This is a genomic window from Pseudomonas sp. Snoq117.2 (assembly GCF_900110545.1).
Classification (GTDB): Bacteria; Pseudomonadota; Gammaproteobacteria; order Pseudomonadales; family Pseudomonadaceae; genus Chryseomonas; species Chryseomonas benzopyrenica.
The window spans coordinates 1154123-1174358 of the sequence record NZ_FOED01000001.1 but is presented as its reverse complement, the minus strand read 5'-3'; the positions used below and the strand labels follow the sequence as shown (position 1 = coordinate 1174358).

The window sequence follows — 20236 nt, the reverse complement described above, 5'->3', positions numbered from 1 at the left end:
GTGACAGGGCTGGATTCAGCCGTCCTGGCGCGGCTCCGTCAGCCGGTCGCGCCTGGCCAGGCCCGGGAACAGCTTCATCCAGACCCCGGTGATCACCAGGGTGCCGACGCCACCCAGCACCACCGCGGGCACCGTGCCGAAGAAGTGCGCGGTGACCCCCGATTCGAATTCGCCGAGCTGGTTGGAGGCACCGATGAACAGGCCGTTGACCGCACTGACCCGGCCGCGCATGGCATCCGGGGTCTCCAGCTGGACGAAGGAGCTGCGGATCACCACGCTGACCATGTCGGCGGCGCCGAGAACCACCAGGGTACCCAGCGAGAACCATAGCGAGGTGGACAGGCCGAAGGCGATGGTGGCGACGCCGAACAGCGCCACCGAGCCGAACATGATGCGACCCACGTGGCGATTGAGACTGACATAGGCGAGCAGAAAGGACATGCCCAGGGCGCCCACGGCCGGTGCCGAGCGCAGCAGGCCCAGGCCCCAGGGGCCGGTGAGCAGGATGTCGGCGGCGAACACCGGCAGCAGGGCGGTAGCGCCGCCCAGGAGCACGGCGAACAGATCCAGGGAAATGGCGCCGAGCACGTCCGGGCGACTCCTGATGAAGCGGATGCCGGCCAGCAGGTTGTCCAGGGTCGGCTTTTCCTTCTGGCTGGGCGTCTGCCGCGCCGGCAGACTCGTGACCAGCAGGATGGCGATGCCATAGAGCACCACGGCCGGACCATAGACCCAGGCGGCGCCCAGGGCATAGAGCAGGCCGCCCAGCGCCGGGGCGATGATGGTGGCGCCCTGCATGGCCGAGGCTGCGGCGGCGATGGCGCGCGGAAAGATCGAAGGCGGCACGATGTTGGGCAGCAGCGCCTGGGTGGTGGGCTGCTCGAAGGCGCGCGCGGTGCCCAGGCAGAAGGCCAGGATGAAGATCAGCTCGCGGGTGACCGCCTGATTCAGGCTGCCCACCAGCAGCACCAGGGCGATCAGCCCCTGGCCGGTCTGGCAGAGGGCCGCCACCCGGCGGCGATCGTAGCGATCGGCGACATGGCCGGTGTGCAGCATGAACAGCACCCGCGGCAGGAACTCCACCAGCCCCACCAGACCGAGATCGAGCACGTTGCCGGTGAGGGAATAAAGGTGCCAGCCGATGGCCACGGTCAGCATCTGGAAGCTGCCGGCGGTGCAGATGCGGGCGAACCAGAAGGCGACGAAGGGACGATGGTGACGCAGCTTCAGGGTATCGCCGGACATGGCAGGGGCTCGCGAGGGCAGAGGCGGCATCTTAAGCCACCTCAAGGCTAATCGTCAGACAACTTGCCGTGGTGGTTCAGCAGTTCACTTGAGGGATGACGAGTGATTCTTGCGGTTCGGCGCGGCCATGGGGCCATACGCGACGACGCGGCATGGCAGAGGTATGGCGAGGCGTGGCCACGACGTCCAGAAGCAAAAAGCACCGCCCAAATGACGCAGGTGACTGCCGAAACACCGCCCTTGGGGTGCGACAGCCTGCCCGATGCGACATCGAACCACGTAAGCAAATGTATCCAGGAGGACTATTCTAAAGCCTGACGTTGATCCACGTCAGCTTCCGACCTGGCCCTTTGGGCTAGCAGCGGCGCCGCCTTTTTAGCGTCCCGCTAGAACCCCAGGCGACGCCGGAGGTTCGAACCTCGGTCAGCGTCAACTCGACCGGCTGCTCTCGACGGCCGGCGTGCCTGAGAGGAATAGCTATGTTCGGCCTCGAAGCCCTGGATCTCGCCCGGATCCAGTTCGCCTTCACCGTGTCCTTCCACATCGTCTTCCCGGCGCTGTCCATCGGTACCGCGAGCTTTCTCGCCGTGCTCGAAGGGCTGTGGCTGAAGACCGACAACCATGTCTACAAGGATCTGTATCACTTCTGGCTGAAGATCTTCGCCATCTTCTTCGGCATGGGCGTGGTGTCCGGTCTGGTGATGGCCTATGAGTTCGGCACCAACTGGAGCGGTTTCGCCGACTATGCCGGCGCCGTGACCGGTCCGCTGCTGACCTACGAGGTGCTCACCGCCTTCTTCATCGAAGCCGGCTTCCTCGGCGTCATGCTGTTCGGCTGGAATCGCGTGGGCCGCGGCCTGCACTTCTTCTCGACGGTCATGGTCGCCATCGGCACCCTGATGTCAACCTTCTGGATCCTGTCGTCCAACAGCTGGATGCACACCCCGAGTGGCTACGAGATCGTCGATGGTCGCATCGTCCCGGTGGACTGGCTGGCGGTGATCTTCAACCCGTCGTTCCCCTTCCGCTGGGCGCACATGACCATCGCCGCCTACCTGTCGGTGGCCTTCCTGGTCGGCGCCTCGGCGGCTTGGCACCTGCTGCGCGGCAACGACAACCCGGCGGTGCGCAAGATGTTCTCCATGGCCATGTGGATGGCGCTGCTGGTAGCGCCCATCCAGGCGTTCGTTGGCGACGCCCATGGCCTCAACACCCTGGAGCACCAGCCGGCCAAGATCGCCGCGATGGAGGGCCACTGGGAGAATCCTCCGGGCGAAGCGACTCCGCTGATCCTGTTCGGCTGGCCGGACATGGAGCGCGAGGAAACCCGCTTCAAGCTGGAGATCCCGGTGCTCGGCAGCCTGATCCTCAAGCACAGCCTCACCGAGCCGATCCCGGCGCTCAAGGACTTCCCCAAGGAAGACCGGCCGCCGGCCTATGTGGTGTTCTGGTCGTTCCGCATCATGGTCGCCCTGGGCATGCTGATGATCGCTGCCGGTCTGTGGAGCGCCTGGCTGCGCTGGCGCGGCAAGCTGTACGAGACCCGCGGCTTCCTGCGCCTGGTCACCTGCATGGGCCCGGTCGGCCTCATCGCCCTGCTGGCCGGCTGGTTCACCACCGAGGTGGGCCGCCAGCCGTGGATCGTCTACGGCCTGTTGCGCACCAAGGACGGGGTATCCAACCACAGCGTCACCCAGTTGAGCATCACCCTGGTGGCCTTCGTGGTGGTCTACTTCGCCGTGTTCGGCATCGGCACCCTCTATGCCCTGCGCATGATCGGCAAGGGTCCGCACACCGGTGAAGGCGACCTGCCCACCTCCGGCGGCCCGGGCACCGATCGTCATCCCAAGCGTCCGCTGTCCGGCGCCGATGGCGGCCTGGAAGAAGACAATCCCAATGACCAGCTGACCGGAGACCGCACATGAACGGCATCCCTGGCATCGACCTCCCGCTGATCTGGGCGATCATCATCATCTTCGGTCTCATGATGTACGTGGTCATGGACGGCTTCGACCTGGGCATCGGCATCCTCTTCCCCTTCGTCAAGGGCAAGGAAGATCGCGACGTCATGATGAACACCGTGGCGCCCATCTGGGATGGCAACGAGACCTGGCTGGTGCTCGGCGGGGCGGGGCTCTATGGCGCCTTCCCGCTGGCCTACTCGGTGATCCTGCCGGCCCTGTACCTGCCGCTGATCTTCATGCTGATCGGCCTGATCTTCCGCGGCGTGGCCTTCGAATTCCGCTTCAAGGTCCAGGAAGGCAAGGAAGCCCTGTGGGACAAGTCCTTCATCTTCGGCTCGCTGCTGGCCAGTTTCTGCCAGGGCGTGGCCCTGGGCGCCTTCATCGAAGGCTTCCCGGTGGAGAATCGCCAGTACGTCGGCGGGCCGCTGGACTGGCTGACGCCCTTCTCGATGTTCTGCGGCCTGGGCGTCATCGCCGCCTATGCGCTGCTGGGCAGCACCTGGCTGATCATGAAGACCGAGGGCCCGCTGCAGGCCACCATGCGTCGCCTGACCAAGCCGCTGCTGTTCCTGCTGCTGGCCTTTACCGCGGTGGTGAGCATCTGGACCCCGCTGAGCCAGGCGGCCATCTCCGCCCGCTGGTTCAGCATGCCCAATCTGGTCTGGTTCCTGCCGGTACCGATCCTGGTGGGCGTGGTGACCCTGGCCCTGCTGCGCGCCATCCTGCGCGAGGACTCGCACCATGCGCCCTTCCTGCTGACCCTGGCGTTGATCTTTCTCGGCTACAGCGGCCTGGGCATCAGCCTCTGGCCGAACATCATCCCGCCGGGCGTTTCCATCTGGGAGGCTTCGTCACCGCCGCAGAGCCAGCTGTTCCTGCTCATCGGCACCCTGTTCATCATCCCCATCACCCTGATGTACACCTTCTGGGGCTACTACGTGTTCCGCGGCAAGGTCCGCGCGGGGGAGGGCTATCACTGATGGTCGGCCGCTCGCGCGAACCTAACCCCGCGGACAACAAGCCGCTCTGGCAGCGGCTGGCCTGGATGGCCGGCATCTGGGCCTGCAGCCTGGTGGCGCTCGGCGTGGTGGCCTGGGTGCTGAGATTGGTGCTGACGGCGGCGGGGCTCAAGTCGCACTGACCCTTCCATGTGTCGGTGGATGAGGCTGCGCCGTCATCCACCCTACGCAGGAGCTTGTACTTGCGTAGGAAACTTATCCCGCACACCAGATTACCCCCTCTCCCGCTTGTGGGGGAGTACGCTTATATCTGTTCGGATCGCCAAGCTGATTTACGGTGTACTCGGTAAGCTTTTGTTCCGCCCCCGCCGGGCGGGTTACTTTTTGCAGTCGCCAAAAAAGTAACCAAAAACGCTTGCCCTGGTCATCCGGCCCTACGCTGCGCTCCGGGTCCCCTCGCTCCGCCGCTCTTCCGGCGGGCCGCCGTCGAAGGGCCGTCCTGGCCCTCGACGCCTTTCGCGGCATCCCTGCCGCTCACCCACCTCCAGAGCGGCTGCGTTCGGCCTACTGAACAGGGCGCTTGGGTGCCGGCTGGAAGTATCTTTTTAAAAGCTGGTTAGCCTGGCGTGTTACGTAATGTCCTCGTGCCTTTCATTCAATAGGCATGGCAAGTAGCAAGCGTTAGCCAACGTCTTAAAACCGCTTGAATAACCCTAAACTTTCAGCGGGCACTCCAGTGCCCCGTCTGGCCGGCCGAACGTTAGTGTCGAGGAAGCGGGTGAGCGGTATGGATGCCGCGAAAGGGGCCGAGGGCCAGGACGGCCCTTCGGCCCCGGCCCGCTGGAGCGGCGCTGACGTGAGGGCATCCTGCGCAACGCGCAGGACCGGCTAGTTGGGGCGAGCGTTTTTGGTTACTTTTTGCGCGACTGCAAAAAGTGACCCGCCCGGCGAGGGCGGAACGAGAGCTATCCGAGCACGCCGTGAATCAGCTTGATGACCTGGCCTAATGGCCCCCATCCCAACCCTCCCTCGCAAGCGGGAGAGGGGGCTGTCTAGCGTGGAGGAGGCATCCGGCGCACAGGGACCATCAGCACAGGGAATCCATTGGTTCCGCGAATCAGCCAAACTCCCCAAACCTACAACTTTTCCCAGTTATCCCCTTCCCACCTACCCGCTAGCCTGACCCCGTTCCCATCCAGACGAGGAAGGCATCCATGCAGGTTCAAGAAGGCTACGCCGATTTCCAGGGCCACCAGACCTGGTACCGGGTCACCGGCGACCTGGCCAGTGGACGGTTGCCGCTGGTGGTGGCCCATGGCGGACCCGGCTGCACGCACGACTATGTCGACAGCTTCAAGGACCTGGCCGAGCACGGCTGGCCGGTGGTGCATTACGACCAACTGGGCAATGGCCGTTCCACCCACCTGCGGGGGATCGATCCGGGATTCTGGACGGTGGCGTTGTTTCTCGACGAACTGAACAACCTGCTGCGCCACCTGGGTATCGACCAGTACGTGCTGCTCGGCCAATCCTGGGGCGGGATGCTCGTCGCTGAGCATGGGGTACGGCAGCCGGCAGGGCTGCGGGGGCTGATCATCTCCAATTCGCCTGCGTCCATGGCGCTCTGGCGCGAGGCGGCGGCTGGGCTGCGGGCCGAATTGCCGCTCGAGGTGCAGGCCACCCTGGCGCGACACGAGGCCGCCGGCACGACCGACTCGCTGGAGTACCGCGCCGCCAGCCAGGTCTTCTATGCCCGCCATGTCTGCCGGGTGCAGCCGCTGCCGGCCGAGGTGGCGCGGACCTTCGCCGCCATCGACGCCGATCCCACCGTCTACCACGCCATGAACGGCCCCACCGAATTCCATGTCATCGGCAGTCTGCGGGACTGGAGCGTGATCGAGCGGCTGGCGCGGATCCAGGTGCCGACACTGCTGATCTCCGGGCGTCACGATGAGGCCACGCCGGCCTGTGTGGAGCCCTTCGATCGGCTCATCCCGGACGTGCGCTGGCGCATCTTCGAGAATTCCAGCCACATGCCCCACGTGGAAGAACGCGAGGCCTGCATGGCCACCGTGGCGATCTTTCTCGCCGAGGTGGAAGGCCGCTAGGCCTCGGCGTCGAGGGCCGCGGCGATCTCGTCGATGCGGGTCTGGCGGTCGTCGGCCTGCAGGCGCGACCGCGGATTGAGCGCCGACCATTCCGGATGGGCCCGGGCCACCTGCACGGCGGCGGGCAGCTTGCCTTCGCGCCAGCGCTGCTCGTCAGGCGCGGCCACTTCGATGGCGCCCTGGGCGGCGTGGCCGCGAATTTCCAGCGCCGCCAATAGCTGACGCTGCCGTAGCGCCAGCAGGCGCAGCACGGCATCGTCGATGGACAGCTCCCGCCCGCCGCGCAGCTTGCCGAACAGTCGTCGGCCATAGTGGCCGCCGGTCTGTGCCAGGCCGCCGGCCAGGGCGCCCAGTACCGTGGCGGCGCCCAGGGTCAGGCCACCGGCGAGCAGGTCGAGACCGACCCCCGCCGCGGCACCGGCCGCCACCCCGCCGCCCAGCCGAATGCCCAGCAGGCGCAGGGTTTCCGGATTGAACAGGTCATCGCCCCAGCGGCCGTCCAGCAGTGGCAGGTCGCTGGCATGGGCGTCGCCCGGGCGAAAGCCGAACAGCCGCAGGAGTTCTTCCACGCAGCGTTGTTCGCGGCTGCGCAGGGCATCGCGCAATTCGGCGGTCGCGTTGCTCACCTCGGCTTCGCCGGGCGCCACGCTGCGCCGGGCAGCGGCGGCGTCCACCAGCAATTCAGCGATCAGCCGCACGCCTTGCTGATGGCGCCGGCGGGCCTGTTCGGCATGGTCGGCGATCAGCCGTTGCAGCGCCGGGCGGCCGCTTTCCAGCAGGGTCGCCAGGCTTTCATAGAGACGCGCCTCGCCATCCGCCGGCGGGGCGACGCTGTCGAAGCGCACCAGGGCGTGCAGGCCGAGACGGGCCAGGGTGGCGCGCCAGTCGTCGGCGCGGTGACCGTCGGCGGCGACGAAGTTGAGCACCGGCACCAGCGGCCGCCCGCAACCAGCCAGCACCGCCAGTTCGTCGCGGTACTTGGCCAGCACCGGCTCGCGGGCGTCGATCACATAGAGCCCGGCATCGGAGGCGCGCAGCTGGCGGATCACCTTGGCCTCCTGCTCGAATCTCTGGCGGGCTTCCACGCTGTCGAGAAAGCGATCGAGCAGGGTGGCGGCGTCCAGGCGTTCGCCGGGTCTTTCCAGCTGCTCCAGGTAGTCGCGCAGGGCGATGGCGTCTTCCAGGCCGGGCGTGTCGTAGAGCTCCAGCAGGGCCTCGCCATCCACCGACAGGCGTGCGCCCTCGACATGACGGGTGGTGCTGGGGCGATGGGAGACCTCGCCGAAGTCGACGTCGCGGGTCAGGGTGCGCAGTAGCGAGGTCTTGCCGACATTGGTATGGCCGACCAGCGCCAGGCGCAGGGGGCCGCTCATGGATTCGTCTCCAGCCAGGCCAGTTCTTCGAGATCGCCCTCGCAGTGTGCCAGACGCAGGGCGTCCAGTGCCTGGCGCCAGTCGTCCAGGCGGACCGGATCGAGCTTGCCACCCAGGGGCGCGGGCAATAGCCAGACGCGGGTCGCCGTGGCGCAGCGCGACAATTCCGCCAACAGCGTCAGGGTACCGCGATCCGGCGAGCGGCGGGGATCGCAGGCGATCAGCAGGCGGCGCGCCGGATAGCGGGTCAGCTGTTCGAGCAGATGACGGCGGCCCTGGCCGTCGTCGAGCACGCCGGCGTCACGCACGCCCTCGGGCAGTGGCGGCGGCCAGGTGTGGTCGGTGAGTTCGAGACCCACCAGCAGCGCCTCGTCGCCGGTGCGGGCGAGGCCACCGGCGTCCTGCTGGGGCAGGTGGGCGGGAGCGGCGTCATTCACGCCCAGGCGTTCGCTGGTCGGCAGCAGGCGTTCGCGCAGGTGCAGATAGCCGGGGCGTTCCACGTCCAGCCGCAGGCGCCCGCGCCCGCGCCGCCAGCGCCACAGGCAGAGCAGGGTCAGCAGCAGCCGTGGCAGCAGGCCATAGACCAGCACCACGCCCAGCAGCCAGCCGGCCCAGGCCTGGCGCGCTGTGGCCAGGGGGCTGGCGGCATCGCCGCTGGCGGCGATGCTGGCCGGGTCGGGCAGGGGAAAGCCCAGCAGCTGGGGCAGGGCGCCCAGCACCTGGGTCAGCAGCACGAAGGTGTCGCTGCCGAGCAGGGTGGTCTCCCAGACGAACAGATAGCTGCGTCCGGAGAGCAGTGCCAGCAGGGTTGCCAGGGCACTGCCGAGGATCAGCAGCCAGAGGCCGTGCACCAGGCCGCCCAGGGCCCAGGGCAGCAGCCGCGCGCGACCCAGCAGCCCGACCAGTGCCGGCCCCAGGTGCAGGGCTCGGGCATCCCGCGCCAGGCGGCCGGAGAGCCACAACCAGAGTCGCGCCAGCGGTGAGGCCAGTTGCCGTCCACCGCCCAGCAGGCCAAGGGCCCAGACCAGCAGGCTGAGCAGATTGAGGCCGAGCAGACTGCCCAGCGCCCAGAACACATTGACCGGACGACTGCCGTCACCCAGGGCGCCAGCGGCGAGGCCAGCGCCGCAGAACAGCGCCACGATGCCCAGCAGCCAGGCGGCCAGCACCGCACCCTGGCGCCAGCGACGCCGCGCGGCCAGCAGACCGTCACGCTGGCCGAGCAGCCGGGCGCGGGTCACCAGGCGCGTCTCGAAGGCACCACCGGCTGCTCGTGCCTGGCGATTGGCCTCGGCGTCTTCCAGCGGGCCGCTGTCTTCCTCGGTCAGGCGCAGAGCTTCGGTCAGCCAGAGATCTTCGAAGGCGGGGGAGGGGGTTGCGGTCACGCGTCGGTGCCCTTGCGGCAAAAACGCCGAGGATAGTCCCTGGCGCCCCGGCTGTTAACGCCTCTGTTATGCTCTGTCACCATGAAAACCTCTCTTCCCCTGAGCCTGATCGTCGCCGTGGCCGACAACGGCGTCATCGGCATCGACAATCGTCTCCCCTGGCACCTGCCGGCGGAGCTCAAGTATTTCAAGGCCGTGACCCTCGGCAAGCCGCTGGTCATGGGTCGCAAGACCTGGGATTCCCTGGGCCGCCCGTTGCCGGGTCGGCTGAATCTGGTGGTCTCCCGTCAGACTGATCTGGTGGCCGAAGGTGCCGAGGTGCGGACGTCGCTGGCCGCTGCGGTCGAGCGCGCCGAGGCCTGGGCCCTTGAGCACCAGGCAGCCGAGATCATGCTGATCGGCGGCGCCCAGCTGTTCGCCGACGCCCTGCCCCAGGCGCAGCGCCTCTACCTGACCCGAGTTGCCCTGGCGCCGCAAGGCGATGTCTTCTTTCCCCCATGGCAGGAGAGCGACTGGCAGCTTGTCTCGCGCCAGGAACACGCGGCCGAGGACGATCGTCCGGCCTATGCCTGCGAGGTCTGGGAGCGCCGGGCCTAGGGGCGGTCGCCTGCAGCCTTCCCGCCTAGCTCTGGTCATTGTTCCGACCTTAAGTAAAACCTAAGACGGGTGTGGCATAAAGACGCTGAGGCAGGCCGCCTGGGCGGCCGGAGGGCACGACCATGAGGGCGATCGACAGCCAGACTTCGACGGCAATGGCAGGGACTCAGCCTGCCAATCCGAGCGCTACCGGCAATCAGGGCGCACCCGCCGCCGATTCCGCCAGCGCGGGGGGAACCCAAGCCGGCACCGATGTCGCGGTGGACCTGTCGCCCGCCGCCCAGCTCATTGCCAGGCTGTTGCCGGGCCAGTCGAACGGTAACAGCGATCTCGACGGTTTCATGCAGATCCTCCAGCAACAGATCCGCAGCCAGGGTACCGACGCCGCCGTGCTCGGCGAGCTGCCCGAGGGGGCCAGTCCCGACCGTATCCAGTTGGCGAAGCAGGCGGCCAATCACCTCTTGGTGAGCTATTACCATGACGACAGTCGCTATGCCGACGCCTCCACCCAGGATCCTTTCGCCAACCTGGACAGCGACAGCCTGACGCGTATCGCCAGCGACGATTCGGGCACCTTCACTTCGGCTGAACGTCAGCTCGCCTATTTCGAAGGCGCGCAGCGTGGCACCGATGCGGCCAACGTGGCCTTCTCCGGGCTCTCCCCGCAGGAGCAGGGTGCCGCGTCCTGGAACTGGGCTCCCGCCGCCACGGAAGACGCCGGTATCCTCGGTACGCTGAATCCCGGTATGCCGGATTGGCAACCCAATCAGTTGAGCAGCCAGCTCATCGACGGCCTGAGTCCCGGCGGCGTGGCGACCGCTGCCGCCCAGGAAACCGCCCAGTTGTCGGCGCCGACCTTCAACGTCAGCACCGGTGCCGATGGTGCACCCCAGTGGACGGTGCTGCCGGTGGACGAACAGGGCGCAGGGGCAAACACCGCGCTGGATGGCAGTATCCTCACCCAGATGACCGGCACGACGGCCGCGCCGGCGCTGTCGCTCTATCGGCAGATCGCCGCGTTCGGTTGAGTGGGGCTGTTGGGCTAGGGCCTGCTTGTTGGGCTTCGACGATGAAACCGTCTCAACCCAACCTACGGCGCAGTAGGTTAGCGCTGAGCGCCAGCGAAGCCCAACATCGTGGCGCTCAGGTCTATCTGTTGGGCTTCGACGATGAAGCCGTCTCAGCCCAACCTACGGGTCGGTAGGTTGGCGCTGAGCGCCAGCGAAGCCCAACATCGTGGCGCTCAGGTCTATCTGTTGGGCTTCGACGATGAAGCCGTCTCAACCCAACCTACGGGTCAGTAGGTTGGCGCTGAGCGCCAGCGAAGCCCAACATCGTGGCGCTCAGGTCTATCTGTTGGGCTTCGACGATGGAGCCGTCTCAACCCAACCTACGGGTCGGTAGGCTGGGTTGAGCGCAGCGAAGTTCAACACCAAGCTGACCTCAGATCGCCCGCAGTTTCTTCGCCGGCAGGTAGTCGCGATGGACGCGTTCTTCCACCAGGTACAACCAGCAGGGGCCTTCCACCTGGGGAAAGAGGCGCACTTCCTGGATGCTGCTGGGCTTGGGTTCGCCATTGCCGACCTGCACGGCCACCGTCTGGCCCAGACGGAAGCGCGGGACCACGCCGGCGTCCACCACGCTCTGCTCGGCCTTGGTCGCCGGGCGGCCCAGGTATTCGCCCAGGTCCACCGGGCCGGAGGGGCCTTCGGCCACGGTGTCCACATGGAAGCTGTAGGCGGTGGCCAGGCCTTCGTCGCCACCGTGGGTCTCGCCCTGCTTGATGCGCGACACGGCCTGGTCGAGGGCGGCGTCGAGCGTCAGTTCATTGTTCGATTGCAGGGTGATGACGATGCGGCGTTCGAAGGGGTACTGGCTCATGGTTTCGACTTTTTCGGCAGATAAGGAAAAGAAGGGACATCTTGTGCCCCCTTTGGCCGGCCACTGTCCAGCCGGGGGCGCCCGATCGGTGATCGCGTTTGCAACCCCAGGTGTCCAGGAGGCTCGACGGTCATTCGCGGATGACCGTGCTCGCTGCGCTCAGGCTAGTCATTACGCCGCTTGAGCTGGTCCTTGAGCTGGGTCGGCACCTCGCGAATGATCAGCAGATCCTGGCCTTCGTCGTATTCGATGCGCGAACCCAGCAGGTGCGCTTCGAAGCTGATCGACAGGCCTTCGGCGCGACCGGTGAAGCGGCGGAATTGATTGAGGGTGCGCTTGTCCGCCGGGATCTCCGGCGCCAGGCCGTAATCCTTGTTGCGGATGTAGTCGTAGAAGGCGCGCGGGGCCTGGTCGTCCATCAGCTCGGAAAGGGCGTCCAGGGCCATGGGTTCGCCGCGCTTGGCCTGGCTGCTGGCGTAGTCCACCAGGGTATCGGTCTTTTCCTTGGCGGCTTCTTCGGGCAGGTCCTCGCTTTCCACGTAGTCGCTGAAGGCCTTGAGCAGGGTGCGGGTCTCGCCCTTGGCGTCGACGCCTTCCTGGCAACCGATGAAGTCGCGGAAGTAGTCCGAGACCTTCTTGCCGCCCTTGCCGCGGATAAAGGAGATGTACTGGCGCGACTGCTTGTTGTTGCGCCATTCCGAGAGGTTGATGCGCGCCGCCAGGTGCAGCTGGCCCAGGTCCAGGTGCTTGGCCGGGGCGACTTCCAGGCTCTCGGTGACGGTCACCCCCTCGCTGTGGTGCAGCAGGGCGATGCTCAGGTAGTCGGTCATGCCCTGCTGGTACTGGGCGAACAGCACATGGCCGCCGGTGGAAAGGTTGCTGCTCTCCATCAGCCCCTTGAGATGCTCCACCGCCTGGCGACTGAAGGCGACGAAGTCCTGCTCGCCTTCCAGGTAGGCATGGAGCCAGCCGCTCAAGGGATAGGCGCCGGATTCCTCGTGGAACAGGCCCCAGGCCTTGTTGGGCTTGGCGTTGTAGCTGTCATTGAGATCGGCCAGCAGATTCTCGATGGCCTGGGAGTCGGCCAGTTCGGCGTCCCGCGCGTGCAGGGTCGCGGGCTGGCCGTCGGGCTTCTTGTCGATCAGATGGACGATGGCGTGACGGATCGGCATGACGGCCTCGGGTAACGGAGAAAAGTCCGCCAGTCTAACGCCCCCGCGCCCTGGCGGGCAGGCCCTGGGCGCCGCAGGCTCAGCGCGCCGCCGTGGCCTGCTTTTCCTGCAGCGCGTTGCCCAGGTGGCGGGTCATGAAGGTCGCGGCCTCTTCGCGGCGGCCCTCCAGCAGCAGATCGATCAGCTGCAGATGTTCCTGGCAGCGGCGCTGGGCCTGCTGGCGATCCACCGACTTCTGGTACTCGATCAAGCGGCGCAGGCGATTGAGCCGGCGCAGCGCATCAAGGATGAAGGCATTGCCCGAGCAGCGGGCGATGGTCTCGTGCAGGCGGGTGTTGGCGTCGAAGATTTCCGCGGGCGAGGCCTCGAACACCCGGCCTGCGGCCAGCAGCGCCTGCTCGTCGCGGCAGCGGCGCAATTCTCCGGCATCCAGGGTGAAGTCGGCGTCGCGGATGCCGGCCGGTTCGATCAGCAGGCGGAAGGCATAGCTCTGGGCATAGGCATCGGGCGAGGTGAGACCTTCGACGAAGCTCCAGCCGTAGCCCGGCAGGCGCTCGGCCCAGCCTTCCTGGACGATGCGCCTGAGGATATCGGCCAGTTGCCCACGGGTGACCTGGTAGCGGCGGATCAGCTCGTTTTCCGTGACCTTGAGCGGCAATTCGCCCTCGATGCGGTCGCGGGCGATGGTCAGGTACAGGCGTTCGCTGGCGGACACCTCTTCGCGCGCCTGGGGCGTGGCGTCCAGGGCCGCGGCGGCCACGGCGAAACCGCCCTCGGGATGCCGCGCCAGCAGGCTCTGGTCGGCCATCTGCTGCAGGGCGCTGCGCACCGGCGAGCGCGACACCCGCAGCCGCTCGGCCAGGGTGCGCTCGGGCAGCCGGGTGCCGACCGCCAGCTGGTGCGAGGCGATGTAGGTGAGGATGTCGGGAATCAGTTGGGAGGCGAGGGTGGTGCCCATGGCAGCGCTGGCGAGTCGATCGGAAAGATCCGGGATGCTAGCACGGGACCCGCCGGGCGCAGCCGGTGGGTCCCGCTGGCGGTCGCTCAGTCCCCGCTCGGACTGACGTCCATGTCCTTGATCTTCACCAGGCGGCTCCGATGCTTGAAGCGGTAGCCCAGCCAGACGGCGAGAAACAGCGGCAGGCTGATGTAGGTGGCGGCCAGGCCCAGCCAGTCGACGCCGTTCGGCCCGAACAGGGCGGCATAGTTCTGCCCCAGGGTGATCACCAGGCAGAGGGCGAAGGCCAGCAGCGGCCCGAAGGGAAACAGCTTGGCGCGGTAGGGCAGGTCTTCCAGGCGGCGACCCTGGGCCAGGTAGCCCTGGCGGAAGCGATAGTGGGAGACGGCGATGCCCAGCCAGGCGATGAAGCCGCACATGCCCGAGGTGTTGAGCAGCCAGCCATAGAGGGCCTTGTCGTCCACCAGCGAGGTAAAGAAGCACAGGGCGCCCACCGCGGTGGTGGCCAGCAGGGCATTGCGCGGCACGCCATTGCGCGAAACGCGGGCGAACAGGCGCGGCGCCTTGCCCTGTTCGGCCAGGCTGTGCAGCATCCGGGTCGAGGCGTACATGCCCGAGGTGCCGGCGGAGAGCACCGCCGAGAGGATCACCGCGTTCATCAGGCTGGCGGCGAAGGCCAGGCCGGCGCGCTCGAACAGCAGGGTGAACGGCGAGACGGAAACGTCGGTGGCATCGTTCTGCAAGAGGCGCGGATCGGTGTAGGGAATCAGCATGCCGATGACGAAGATCGCCAGCACATAGAACATCAGGATGCGCCAGAACACCTGGCGGATGGCGATGGGTACATTCTTGCGCGGATTCTCCGATTCACCGGCGGCGATGCCGATCAGCTCGGTGCCCTGGAAGGAAAAGCCGGCGATCATGGCCACCCCGACCATGGCCTGCAGGCCGCCGACGAAGGGCGCCTCGCCCTGGGTGAACACGGACAGGCCCGGCGGCTCGATGCCGCTGAAGATGCCGAGAATGGCGGCCAGGCCCAGGCCGATGAAGACCACCACGGTGGCCACCTTGATCAGCGCGAACCAGAATTCGCTCTCGCCGAAGCCGCGCACCGACACCGCATTGAGCAGGAACATCAGCGCGAGAAACAGCGCGCTCCAGATCAGCCCCGGTACCTCGGGAAACCAGAAGCCCATTACCAGCTGCGCCGCCACCAGTTCGGCGGCGATGGTCACCGCCCAGTTGTACCAGTAGTTCCAGCCCAGGGCGAAGCCGAAGCCGTCCTCGACGAAGCGACTGCCGTAGATGGAAAAGGAGCCCGACACCGGCTGGTAGGCGGCCATTTCGCCGAGGCTGGTCATGAGGAAGTAGACCATCAGGCCGATCAGCGCATAGGCCGCCAGGGCGCCGCCCGGGCCGGCGGTGGCCACGGTGGCGCCGGAGGCGACGAACAGGCCGGTGCCGATGGAGCCGCCGATGGCGATCATGTTGAGGTGGCGGGGCTTGAGCCGGCGCTGCAGACTCGGAGAGGCGGTGGACATGGAATTTCCAGCTGGCAGTTGAAGGGGCCGGACGTTGGCTCTGGCGGCCATTCACGGTCATGGGGCGCAGGGCGGTGAACCCACCGCCTGCGGCGACCTGCACGGGCAGGTGGCAAAAAAGCGGCGAAGCTTAGCAGGCTAAGGGCGCCAGGTGGGATGGCGGTCGTCGGTGCGAAGCTGTCGCAGTCCGATCATCGCCAGGTTGAGCTTCGGCTAGCATGAGCCCAAGGTCGGAGAAGGCAGCATAGCGTGATCGATTCAAGAACCTTTGGCAGCGGTATCCAGGGCAAGAACTACCTGCAGTTGCAGTCGACGCGGCCGCGACCGGAGTTTTCCCGACTGGTCGGCTTCATCCTGCTCGATCACTTCTCCCTGCCGTCCTTCACCCAGGCGCTGGATACCCTGGTGACCGCCAACCTGCTGGCCGCCGGCACCTTCGCCACCCAGACCTACAGCCCGACCGGCGCCGAGGTGCTCAGCGATCTCGGCATCGTCATCCGTCCGGATGGCGACTACCGCGCCGTGGAGCAGGCCCGCTTCGACCTGCTGGTGGTCTGCGGCGGGCTGCGGACACCGCTGGAGCTGGATCCGCGGCTCAAGGCGCTGCTGCTGCGTGCCGCCAAGCAGCAGGTGACCCTGTGCGGCCTGTGGAATGGCGCCTGGCAACTGGGTCAGGCCGGGGTACTGGACGGCTATCGCTGCGCCATCCATCCCGAGCACCGCGGCGCCTTCAGCGAGCGGGTGCGTGGTTGCAAGACCTCGGCGGAAAGCCATGTGCTGGATCGCGACCGCCTCACCGCCGCCAGCCCCAGCGGCGCCTTCCACCTCTTTCTCGAATGGATCGGCGCCCAGTGCGGCAGCGCCCTGGCCGATGGCCTGGTCAATATCCTGGCTTTCGAGGAATCGCGCTTCCGCCAGGTCAATCCGACGCTCAAGGTGCAGATGACGCCGCCGCTGCGCGAGGTGGTGACCCTGATGGAGGCCAACATCGAGGAGCCCCTGACCATCGAGCAGCTGTGCGACTACGCCGGCCGCTCGCGGCGCCAGGTCGAGCGGCTGTTCCGCGAGCAGCTCGATACCGCGCCCATGCGCTACTACCTGGAGTTGCGCATCACCGAAGGACGGCGCCTGCTGCAGCACTCCACCCTGTCGGTGCTGGAGGTGGCGGTGGCCTGCGGCTTCACCTCGGTCACCCACTTCAGCAAGAGATACTCGGCCTACTTCGGCTATCCGCCGTCCAAGGAGCGGCGGTTGAAGTACTAGCCTGCCGGTACGCCGCCAGGCAATGACAACCGTCGAGAAAACGCCTGCATGGCCTACTTCAGAGTGTTTCGTCGGTGCGCTGGAACGGCTGCGCGCCGTCCCGCTCGAAACATCACCCCCGGTGCAACACTGCCCGCATGATGCGTCGATGGGGATCCGAATGACCTACCAAGCCAAGGAAATCCCATGACCGATCCACGCAACGTCGCTCACGACAAGAAAGTGCAGCAAGAAAAAAGCATCATGGTGAGGACATCGCCCCCGATGCCGAGCACGCGCCGCAACCAGGTAAGAAGCCTGCGCTCAAGGATCACGACGAGCAGGCTGACGAAAAGGAGTGAGCATGGGCGCGCCTCGTATCGAACGAGGCGCATGACGATGCTGACAGCCGTCAGCATCGCGTTCTGGAGACCCTCATCTGCCCAGCGCCGGCTCCAGGCGGCCGCTCCGCTCCGCGGCATTCAGGCACAGCAGCCCCGCCAGGGCGAACAGCAGGCCGAGCAGCATGCCGGGTGCCAGGGGTTCGTCGAAGCAGGCCCAGGCCCACAGCAGCGCCACCGGCGGACTGAGATAGAGAGCGCCACTCACCGCCTGGGGGCTGCCCTGGCGCAGGCACAGCCAGTAGAGGCCGAAGCCGAGCAGGGTCGGGATCAGCAGCCATAGAACCGCCAGGGCGAAGCCAAGGGTCAGCGGTGGAGTCAGCGGGCCTTCCACCCCGGCCACTCCCAGCATCACCAGGCTACTAGCTGCGAGCTGGATGAACAGCTGGGTCCGCAGGGCCAGGCGGCTGGGTGGCAGGCGACTCTGCACCAGGGTCGCCAGCGCCAGGGCCAGGGCGCTGCCCAAGGGCAGGGCATAGGCCCAGGCAGGCGCCACGCCCAGCCCCAGTCCGGCGCCGGTCGCGAGCAGGACCCCGGCCAGGCCCAGCCCCAGGCCGAGCCACTGACGCCCGTTGGTACGCTGGCCCGGCAGCAGGCAGCAGCCCAGGGCCACCAGCAGCGGCGACAGATCCGAGAGCAGTGCCGCCAGCCCAGGTGAGACACCCAATTCGATGGCCTTGGCTGCAGGGGCAATGCAGCAGGCGAAGGCCAGGACGCCGATACCCGCCTGTTGGCCAATGATCTTCAGCGGTAGCCGCCGCACCTCGGTCCAGGCGAACGGCAGCAACAGCAGGGCGGCCAGCAGCAGGCGCCAGAAGGTCACCAGCAGGGTAGGGGCCTGGTCCGCTGCATAGCGATAACCGACGAAACCGGCGCTCCAGCACAGCACCAGGGCGAATTGACGTAACAACGGAGAAGACAGCGCAGGGGACATGACCAGACTCCAGGTGACGGGATGTCTTGAGCCTGGACCGAGGTGCTAATACACTCAAACGACATTACATGCAGCTATTCTTCGATAAAGGTGCATCATGCCTGCTCCCCTCGATATCGACGTCCTGCGCACCTTTCATACCATCGTCCGGCTGGGGCAGTTTCGCGCCGCCTCGCTGCAGCTCAACCGCAGCCCCTCGGCGGTGAGCAGCCAGATCCGCCGGTTGGAAGAGCAGACCGGCGGCCGGCTGTTCGAGCGCGACAACCAGGCCGTGACCCTGACCCCGCTCGGACGCCGCGTGCTGCTGGAGACCGCCGAGCTGCTGCAGGCCCACGACCGCATCCTCGCCGGTCTCACGGGGCAGCCGGTAGTGGGCGAGGTGCGCCTGGGTGTGGCCGAGGACTATGCCGCGCGACTGCTCAAGGCTGTCTTGCCGCGCCTGCAAGGCGAGCACCCTGGCATCGTTCTCGAAGTGCTTACCGGCAATAGCGGCCAGCTCCGTCGCTGGCTTGGCCAAGGGCTGCTGGACCTGGCGCTGCTGGTAGGGCCGCCGCGCACCGACCGGGCGGATGGCCAGCTGTTCGGCCATACCCAGCCGGTGTGGGTCGCCGGTCCCGGTCTGCAGCTGAGCCCGGACGCCAGCGTGCCCCTGGCCCTGCACGGCGAAGGCTGCAGCTATCGCGAGCTGGGCATCGATCTGCTGATCCGCCAGGGCCGGCGCTGGCACGCGGTGGTGACCAGCGCCGCCTCGTCGGCGCTGGAGGCGGCGGTCGAACTGGGCCAGGCCGTGGCCATCACCGACCGGGCGCGCATGACCCCGCCGATGCGCGAATTGACGCCGGAGGAGGGCTTTGTACAACTGCCGGTGCACGAACTGCGGTTGGCCTCGCCACCGGGCGAACGCAGCCCCGCCTGCGCCTCTCTGGCCGGGCTGATCGCCGAGGATTTCCGGATCTAGCCCGGCGGCCCCATGTTTGACCGGACGGCGGCGCAGCCACTAAGGTGCCGCCCTTGGTGCGCCAACCCTGGCACCGATCGCACCCAGCCCCACCCCCGAGACACGCGGGATCAGTCCGCCCGTCCGGCCCGCTACAGCCGCTCCTGTCCGCTTTTCTGGAATCCTCCGCCTGTCATGAATGCCCCACCCGCCATCCCCCGTCTCATCTATCTGCTGGCCCTCACCATCTTCGCGCTGACCACCGCCGAATTCATGGTCGCCGGCATGATGCCGACATTGGCCGCTGATCTCGGCGTCTCCATCGGCCAGATCGGCTATCTGATCTCCTGGTATGCCCTGGGCATGGCCTTGGGCGGCCCACCCCTGACCCTGCTGTTGCTGGCCCTGCGCCTGGCGGAAAAGTCGGCGCTGCTATGGCTGCTGTCGCTCTATCTGGTGGGCGCCGTGGTGGCCGCGCTGGCGGCCAGCTATCCGGTGATGGCGGCAGGCAGGGTGCTCATGGGTGTCGCCAGCTCCGCCAGCATTGGCCTGTGCCTGACCCTGGGCGCCAACCTGGTCACGCCGGATCGTCGCGGTCGGGCCGCCTCGCTGATCCTGTCCGGCCTCATGCTGGCGCCGGTGTTTGGCGTGCCGGGTACGGTATTGATCGAGCAACAGGCCGGCTGGCGCGCCAGCTTCTGGGCGGTCGCCCTGCTGGCGGCCTGCTGCACCCTCCTGGTCGGTCTGTGCGTGCCCCGCTCACCGGCGCGCGCGGCCGGACAGTTGCGCGGAGAACTAGATACCCTGGTCAGTGCCCGGCTCTGGGCGGCCTACCTCACCAGCGGCCTGATCATCGGTGCGACCTTCGCCGGCTTCAGCTACTTCTCGCCCATCCTCATCCAGGTGACGGGTTTCGCGCCCACCACCATTCCCTGGTTGCTGATGGGCTATGGCCTGGCCAATGTGCTGGGCAATCTGCTGGTGGGCCGGCTGGCCGATCGCCATACCCTGAGGGTGCAGGGCGTCGGCCTGGCCGTGCTGGCGCTGGGCTTCGCCCTGTTCGTCGGTTGCGCCGACAGCGCCGCGCCCAGCCTCCTGGCCCTTGCCCTGATCGGCCTGACCGGGGTGGCGCTCAACCCGGCCATGGTCGCTCGGGTCATGGCCGCGGCCACGCCAGGGCCCCTGGTCAATACCCTGCACACCTCGGTGATCACCGCGGGCCTGGCGGTAGGCGCCTGGGCCGGTGGCGCGGCCATCGATGCCGGTCAGGGCCTGCGCGCGCCGCTGTGGGTCGGCCTGGGGATGGCGCTGCTGGGGCTGCTGAGTCTGCTTCCCCTGGGCTTGCGAAGGGATGCGGCAATCGCGGCACGGCCCTGCGCGGAGTGACCGCTCGGCCGTGCGTACCGGCGCGGATTTCCCTCGGTGCAGCAGGAGGAGGATACTGCGCCTCTTTGCCGCTCTGACCGCCGATACCCATGGAAAACCTCCCGCTGTTCGATCTGCCCGCCGCTGCCCCCGAGGAAAAATCCAAGCCCAGAC

At 67.2% G+C, this 20236-nt stretch carries 17 protein-coding genes; 9 read left to right on the top strand and 8 right to left on the bottom strand.

From position 1 onward, the window contains the following. Window positions 1-15 precede the first annotated feature (15 nt). Window positions 16-1245 carry an MFS transporter gene (locus BMZ43_RS05705; protein WP_093250834.1) on the bottom strand — a complete coding sequence of 410 codons (1230 nt, stop codon included), beginning with the start codon at window positions 1243-1245 and terminating at the stop codon, window positions 16-18. 479 nt (window positions 1246-1724) lie between these two features. Here BMZ43_RS05705 and BMZ43_RS05700 point away from each other — a divergent pair, with 479 nt between their 5' ends. The 4 genes from BMZ43_RS05700 to BMZ43_RS05685 all read left to right on the top strand — a co-directional run bounded on the left by BMZ43_RS05700 (window position 1725) and on the right by BMZ43_RS05685 (window position 6276). Continuing rightward, on the top strand, window positions 1725-3170 hold the full coding sequence (locus BMZ43_RS05700) for a cytochrome ubiquinol oxidase subunit I (protein WP_017640934.1): 1446 nt from the start codon (window positions 1725-1727) through the stop codon (window positions 3168-3170). Further along, window positions 3167-4189 (top strand): cytochrome d ubiquinol oxidase subunit II, encoded by a 1023-nt coding sequence (cydB, locus tag BMZ43_RS05695; protein WP_017640935.1) that lies wholly within the window; start codon window positions 3167-3169, stop codon window positions 4187-4189. The genes BMZ43_RS05700 and cydB overlap by 4 nt, the downstream gene beginning before the upstream one ends. Further along, on the top strand, window positions 4189-4350 hold the full coding sequence (locus BMZ43_RS05690) for a DUF2474 domain-containing protein (protein ID WP_017640936.1): 162 nt from the start codon (window positions 4189-4191) through the stop codon (window positions 4348-4350). Before cydB ends, BMZ43_RS05690 begins: the two co-directional genes overlap by 1 nt. 1032 nt (window positions 4351-5382) lie before the next feature. Continuing rightward, window positions 5383-6276 (top strand): proline iminopeptidase-family hydrolase, encoded by an 894-nt coding sequence (locus tag BMZ43_RS05685; protein WP_093250830.1) that lies wholly within the window; start codon window positions 5383-5385, stop codon window positions 6274-6276. On the opposite strand, the gene BMZ43_RS05680 is transcribed toward BMZ43_RS05685, so the two are convergent. Together BMZ43_RS05680 and BMZ43_RS05675 are read right to left on the bottom strand one after the other, a co-directional pair. Continuing rightward, the gene (locus tag BMZ43_RS05680; RefSeq protein WP_093250827.1) at window positions 6273-7649 is read right to left on the bottom strand and encodes a GTPase/DUF3482 domain-containing protein; all 1377 of its coding nucleotides are present in this window, start codon (window positions 7647-7649) and stop codon (window positions 6273-6275) included. The two genes, BMZ43_RS05685 and BMZ43_RS05680, sit on opposite strands and share 4 nt — an antisense overlap. After that, entirely contained in the window at window positions 7646-9034 is a 1389-nt protein-coding gene (locus BMZ43_RS05675) for a DUF2868 domain-containing protein (RefSeq protein WP_093250823.1), read from the bottom strand. The genes BMZ43_RS05680 and BMZ43_RS05675 overlap by 4 nt, the downstream gene beginning before the upstream one ends. 81 nt (window positions 9035-9115) lie before the next feature. Here BMZ43_RS05675 and BMZ43_RS05670 point away from each other — a divergent pair, with 81 nt between their 5' ends. Next, entirely contained in the window at window positions 9116-9631 is a 516-nt protein-coding gene (locus BMZ43_RS05670; protein WP_017640940.1) for a dihydrofolate reductase, read from the top strand. 122 nt (window positions 9632-9753) lie between these two features. Then, the gene (locus BMZ43_RS05665) at window positions 9754-10659 is read left to right on the top strand and encodes a hypothetical protein (RefSeq protein WP_256562874.1); all 906 of its coding nucleotides are present in this window, start codon (window positions 9754-9756) and stop codon (window positions 10657-10659) included. A gap of 415 nt (window positions 10660-11074) precedes the next feature. Here BMZ43_RS05665 and BMZ43_RS05660 read toward each other — a convergent pair whose 3' ends face one another. The 4 genes from BMZ43_RS05660 to BMZ43_RS05645 all read right to left on the bottom strand — a co-directional run bounded on the left by BMZ43_RS05660 (window position 11075) and on the right by BMZ43_RS05645 (window position 15183). Beyond that, window positions 11075-11512 carry a hypothetical protein gene (locus tag BMZ43_RS05660; protein WP_017640942.1) on the bottom strand — a complete coding sequence of 146 codons (438 nt, stop codon included), beginning with the start codon at window positions 11510-11512 and terminating at the stop codon, window positions 11075-11077. A 164-nt stretch (window positions 11513-11676) separates the two neighbouring features. Continuing rightward, complete coding sequence (gene yejK / locus BMZ43_RS05655) at window positions 11677-12684, bottom strand: nucleoid-associated protein YejK (RefSeq protein WP_017640943.1); 1008 nt, start codon at window positions 12682-12684, stop codon at window positions 11677-11679. A gap of 79 nt (window positions 12685-12763) precedes the next feature. Further along, a complete protein-coding gene (locus tag BMZ43_RS05650; RefSeq protein ID WP_064308629.1) occupies window positions 12764-13642 on the bottom strand; it encodes a GntR family transcriptional regulator in 879 nt (292 codons plus the stop codon). An 86-nt stretch (window positions 13643-13728) separates the two neighbouring features. Continuing rightward, the gene (locus BMZ43_RS05645) at window positions 13729-15183 is read right to left on the bottom strand and encodes an amino acid permease (RefSeq protein WP_093250813.1); all 1455 of its coding nucleotides are present in this window, start codon (window positions 15181-15183) and stop codon (window positions 13729-13731) included. Between the two features lie 249 nt (window positions 15184-15432). Here BMZ43_RS05645 and BMZ43_RS05640 point away from each other — a divergent pair, with 249 nt between their 5' ends. Then, window positions 15433-16446 (top strand): GlxA family transcriptional regulator, encoded by a 1014-nt coding sequence (locus tag BMZ43_RS05640; protein WP_093250807.1) that lies wholly within the window; start codon window positions 15433-15435, stop codon window positions 16444-16446. A 414-nt stretch (window positions 16447-16860) separates the two neighbouring features. Here BMZ43_RS05640 and BMZ43_RS05630 read toward each other — a convergent pair whose 3' ends face one another. Continuing rightward, on the bottom strand, window positions 16861-17760 hold the full coding sequence (locus BMZ43_RS05630; protein WP_064308625.1) for a DMT family transporter: 900 nt from the start codon (window positions 17758-17760) through the stop codon (window positions 16861-16863). 97 nt (window positions 17761-17857) lie between these two features. Between BMZ43_RS05630 and BMZ43_RS05625 the strand changes: the two genes are divergently transcribed. Both BMZ43_RS05625 and BMZ43_RS05620 read left to right on the top strand, forming a co-directional pair. Next, on the top strand, window positions 17858-18718 hold the full coding sequence (locus tag BMZ43_RS05625) for a LysR family transcriptional regulator (RefSeq protein ID WP_093250802.1): 861 nt from the start codon (window positions 17858-17860) through the stop codon (window positions 18716-18718). A gap of 174 nt (window positions 18719-18892) precedes the next feature. Continuing rightward, window positions 18893-20083: an MFS transporter gene (locus BMZ43_RS05620; RefSeq protein ID WP_093250798.1), complete on the top strand. Its 1191-nt coding sequence runs from the start codon at window positions 18893-18895 to the stop codon at window positions 20081-20083. Window positions 20084-20236 lie beyond the last annotated feature (153 nt).

Coding starts and splice junctions, on each gene's coding strand:
- BMZ43_RS05705 (WP_093250834.1), bottom strand. CDS start 1,245: ATGTCCGGCGATACCCTGAAGCTGCGTCACCATCGTCCCTTCGTCGCC.
- BMZ43_RS05700 (WP_017640934.1), top strand. CDS start 1,725: ATGTTCGGCCTCGAAGCCCTGGATCTCGCCCGGATCCAGTTCGCCTTC.
- cydB (WP_017640935.1), top strand. CDS start 3,167: ATGAACGGCATCCCTGGCATCGACCTCCCGCTGATCTGGGCGATCATC.
- BMZ43_RS05690 (WP_017640936.1), top strand. CDS start 4,189: ATGGTCGGCCGCTCGCGCGAACCTAACCCCGCGGACAACAAGCCGCTC.
- BMZ43_RS05685 (WP_093250830.1), top strand. CDS start 5,383: ATGCAGGTTCAAGAAGGCTACGCCGATTTCCAGGGCCACCAGACCTGG.
- BMZ43_RS05680 (WP_093250827.1), bottom strand. CDS start 7,649: ATGAGCGGCCCCCTGCGCCTGGCGCTGGTCGGCCATACCAATGTCGGC.
- BMZ43_RS05670 (WP_017640940.1), top strand. CDS start 9,116: ATGAAAACCTCTCTTCCCCTGAGCCTGATCGTCGCCGTGGCCGACAAC.
- BMZ43_RS05665 (WP_256562874.1), top strand. CDS start 9,754: ATGAGGGCGATCGACAGCCAGACTTCGACGGCAATGGCAGGGACTCAG.
- BMZ43_RS05660 (WP_017640942.1), bottom strand. CDS start 11,512: ATGAGCCAGTACCCCTTCGAACGCCGCATCGTCATCACCCTGCAATCG.
- yejK (WP_017640943.1), bottom strand. CDS start 12,684: ATGCCGATCCGTCACGCCATCGTCCATCTGATCGACAAGAAGCCCGAC.
- BMZ43_RS05650 (WP_064308629.1), bottom strand. CDS start 13,642: ATGGGCACCACCCTCGCCTCCCAACTGATTCCCGACATCCTCACCTAC.
- BMZ43_RS05645 (WP_093250813.1), bottom strand. CDS start 15,183: ATGTCCACCGCCTCTCCGAGTCTGCAGCGCCGGCTCAAGCCCCGCCAC.
- BMZ43_RS05630 (WP_064308625.1), bottom strand. CDS start 17,760: ATGTCCCCTGCGCTGTCTTCTCCGTTGTTACGTCAATTCGCCCTGGTG.
- BMZ43_RS05625 (WP_093250802.1), top strand. CDS start 17,858: ATGCCTGCTCCCCTCGATATCGACGTCCTGCGCACCTTTCATACCATC.
- BMZ43_RS05620 (WP_093250798.1), top strand. CDS start 18,893: ATGAATGCCCCACCCGCCATCCCCCGTCTCATCTATCTGCTGGCCCTC.